Origin of the sequence: Dietzia sp. B44, from assembly GCF_014145245.1 — a bacterium.
Classification (GTDB): domain Bacteria; phylum Actinomycetota; class Actinomycetes; order Mycobacteriales; family Mycobacteriaceae; genus Dietzia; species Dietzia natronolimnaea.
In genome coordinates, this window is the sequence record NZ_JAALEF010000073.1 from 1 (window position 1) to 3268 (window position 3268).

Annotated in this window: 2 protein-coding genes; both read right to left on the reverse strand. The window is 68.1% G+C overall.

The genetic code is table 11. The annotated features are described in order from the left end of the window. A partial coding sequence (locus G6017_RS03065) for a (Fe-S)-binding protein (protein WP_241731351.1) occupies nucleotides 1-2439 on the reverse strand: 2439 nt, incomplete at its 3' end. Between the two features lie 173 nt (nucleotides 2440-2612). Then, a partial coding sequence (locus tag G6017_RS03070) for a S1 family peptidase (protein WP_182615905.1) occupies nucleotides 2613-3268 on the reverse strand: 656 nt, incomplete at its 5' end.

Here is a 3268-nt window from a genome sequence, read left to right on the forward strand (position 1 = left end):
GGTGCCGGCGGCGGCCACCTCGGCGCCCTCGCCCTCGTCGATCACCGGGTTGTCCGGTGTTCCGGCGGGTTCGGCGACCGCGGTCTTGGCCTCGGCAGGCGTCGCGGCCTCGGCCTCGGCGGCCTCCTTCTCCGCGGACGTCTTCTCGCGCTTCGGCTGCTCCAGCCATGCGGCCTCGCGGGGCTCCGGCAGACCGCCGTCGCGGGTGACGGACTCCAGCAGGAGCTGGGCCACGTCCACGACCTCGACCTGACCCTCCAGTTCGGTGCCGTCGGTCTGCGCGGTGGCGCCGTCGGAGAGCATCACCCGACAGAACGGGCAGCCGGTGGCGATCTTGGTCGCCTTGGTCGACAGTGCCTCGTCGACGCGGTCGATGTTGATTCGCTTGCCGACCGTCTCCTCCATCCACATGCGCGCGCCGCCGGCGCCACAGCACATGGAGCGCTGGCCGTGGCGGGGCATCTCCGTGAGGGTCACTCCGGAACCGTCCATGAGCTCACGCGGAGCCTCGTAGACCTTGTTGTGACGGCCGAGGTAGCACGGGTCGTGATAGGTCACGCCGCCGTCGATCGGGGCGACCGGCACGAGTCGCTTCTCCCGCACGAGACGGTTGAGCAGCTGCGTGTGGTGGACCACCTGGTAGTCGCCGCCGAAGTCGCCGTATTCGTTTTTCAACGCGTTGAGGCAGTGGGCACAGGTCACGACGACCTTGCGCTGACCGGTGGGCACGCCGTCGAAGGCGTTGTTCATGGTCTCGATGTTCTGCTCGGCGAGCATCTGGAACAGGAACTCGTTGCCCGCGCGGCGGGCGGAGTCACCGGTACAGGTCTCACCCTGGCCCAGGACGGCGAACTTCACGCCGGCCGTGTGAAGCAGCGTGGCGACGGCCTGGGTGGTCTTCTTGGCGCGGTCCTCGAAGGCACCGGCACAGCCGACCCAGAAGAGGTACTCGGTGTCCGAGAAGTCCTCGATGTCCGAGCCGATGACCGGGATGTCGAAGTCGAGGGTCTTCATCCAGTCATCGCGGCCCGAGTTGTTTTGGCCCCAGGGGTTGCCCTTGTTCTCGAGGTTCTTGAACAGGCCGGCGAGCTCGGTGGGGAACTCCGACTCGATGAGCACCTGGTAGCGACGCATGTCGATGAAGTGATCGACGTGCTCGATGTCCACCGGGCACTGCTCGACGCAGGCGCCACAGGTGGTGCAGGACCACAGGGCCTCCGGGTCGATGATGCCGGCGGCCATCGGGTCGTCGGACACGTCGGCGGTGGTGTGGCCGACCAGCGGGCGCTGGGCCTCGAGGCGGGCGGCCTCGGGGATCCTGGCCAGCTTCTTCTCGTCCGGGTTGCCCTCGGCGTCGACGAGCCCCGTCTCCTCGCCCATCGTGGTCTTGCCGCCGGCGAGCAGGTACGGAGCCTTGGCGTGGGCGTGGTCACGCAGGGCCATGATCATGAGCTTGGGGCTCAGCGGCTTGCCGGTGTTCCAGGCGGGGCACTGCTCCTGGCAACGGCCACACTCGGTACAGGTGGAGAAGTCCAGCCAGCCCTTCCACGAGAAGTCCTCGATCGCGCCCGCACCCAGGACGGGCTCGAAGTCCTCGTCCGCCTCGGTGCGCTCCTCGATCTTCTCCATGGTCAGCGCCTCGCCGTCCATGGTCATCGGCTTGAGGGCGCCCAGCGCGGTGCGGCCGTCGGCCTCGCGCTTGAAGTAGATGTTGAAGAACGCGGAGAAGCGGTGCCAGGCGACGCCCCAGGTGATGTTGCGGCCGACGACGTACAGCCAGATCATGCCGGTGAGCAGCTTGATCAGCGCGAAGATGGAGACCATGAGCTCGTTGGCCGGCAGGACCGTGGAGATGGGGCCGGAGACCCAGTCGGTCGACCAGTGGAAGTCCTGGCCTTCGGCGCGGTACAGCGCGAGCTTGCCGGCCTTGACGAAGATCATGCCCAGGCCCTCGAGGAGGACGACGGCCTCCACGAAGTACGCGGCCCTGCGGTCGGAACCGTTGAAGCGGTTGAGGCCCCGACGCTGGTTGACCTGGCGGATGATGATGAGCACGGTGATGCCGATGACGGTGCCCAGGCCGAGGAATTCGTCGAGCCCGTGGTACCACGTCTGATCCGACAGCCACGGCCAGCCGCCGCGCGGGTTGAACGTCTGGATGTAGGCCTCGAACCAGACGATCGAGCCGAGCATGAAGCCGATCATGACGAACCAGTGGAAGAAGCCGACCGACCGCTTCCTGGCCATCCGGGTGTGGGCGGCCACCTCGACGAACGTGTTCTTCATCCGTAAGAACGGGGAGCCGAACCGGTTGAAGCCGTCCTTCTGGCCCAGCAGGATGCTCCGGACCATCCGCGATACGCCGCCGATGAATGAGGCCCAAGCAAATAAACTGAGCAGGACACCGATCGTCCCGAGAGTGATGGTCACGCCTGACATGGTTCGCGGCCTTTCGTCGCACTTCTCGACGCACGAGCACCTGACGACCCCAGGGGTGCCCGTCGACGGTCTTGTCGTTAAAGGTAAGCCACGCGGGCCCCGTCCCACGAGTTGAGGTTCCCCTTAGCGGAGTGCACTCGATTCGTGGGACGGGGCCCGCGGGTCGTTCTGGATCAGTTGGTGCGCAGCGTCAGACCGGGATGCGCGGCCAGGACGTCGGAGATCGGGACCGCCGACAGGCGCGGGACGTACCCGTTCTCCCTGGCCACGGCGTCGGCGTTGGCGCAGGTCCCGGTCTCGGCGACGTTGGAGGCGCTGGAGATCCCCAGGGCCTTGTCGCCCGAGAACACGACGCCGCCGCTGTCCCCGGGGAGGGCGCAGAGATCCACCGTGAACGCGTTGGCGATGGTGCGGGAGCCGGCGACGTCGATCATCGCGCCGACCTCGGAGACGGTGCCACAGGAGAAACCGGTCCGGAACCCGGTCTTGCAGGCCTTCTGTCCGACGACCGGGTCGGCTGTGCCGGTGATCGCCTGGGTGGTGTCGGGGCCGGCGCCGACCAGGTTGGTGCGGAAGCGGTCGGCGAGCTCCGGGTCGACGGCCACGAGCGCCGTGTCGATGCCGTCGCGCTGGGTCCGCGTCATGGTGCCGAACTCCTCGCCGTCGGCGAACGCGGCGCGGGTGCCGTCTGCGCCCGCACAGTGCGCGGCGGTGACGACGACGGGCGTGCCGTCGAGCTCGCCGTTGAACCCGGTGGAGCACTCGAGGATCCCGCCCGGGACCGCGACGGAGTAGGCGGTGCCCCCGGCGATGGGGCCGGTCGGCGCGA